The 466-nt window shown below is 78.3% G+C and carries 1 pseudogene; it reads right to left on the bottom strand.

Features of this window, described 5'->3' with window-relative positions:
• A pseudogene (locus RZ84_RS39700) lies at window positions 1-466 on the bottom strand (hypothetical protein); the annotation flags it as partial.

Genomic DNA, 466 nt, shown 5'->3' with positions numbered 1-466 from the left:
GGGGGGGGGGTGGGGGGGGGGGGGGGGGATTCCGGCCGGCGGGTGGGCCCCGGGTTGCTGGGTGCGGCGGTGGGCCGCGGTGCGGACGGCTGGCGGTCCTGGGCGCGCTGCTGGGGGATGTCGCGGGTGGGCGAGGCGGCGTCCGGGCGGCGCTGGGGCTGGGAGGGGGTGTCGCCGGTCGTACGTGGCGCGTTGGTGGAGGGTGCGCTGGTGGTCGGCGTGCTGGGGGCCGAGGTGGTGGGCGCGCCGTGGGTGGGCACGGCCGTGGGCACGGCGGTGGGCATGCCCGTCATCGGGGTGCCGCTCTGGGCGCCTTGCTGCGGACCCTGATGCGGGGTAGGGGAGTTGGGGACGCTGTCCGCCGTGTGCTGGGTGGGCTGGGGCGCGGTCATGGTGTCGGCGGACTGGGTGCGAACGGTGGTGTCGTTCTCGTCGCCGGCGTGGTGGACCGGGCCGCCCGAGGAGG

Origin of the sequence: Streptomyces sp. CT34, from assembly GCF_000805335.1 — a bacterium.
In the GTDB taxonomy this organism is placed as follows: Bacteria; Actinomycetota; Actinomycetes; order Streptomycetales; family Streptomycetaceae; genus Streptomyces.
This window is presented reverse-complemented; position numbering and strand designations above follow the sequence as displayed.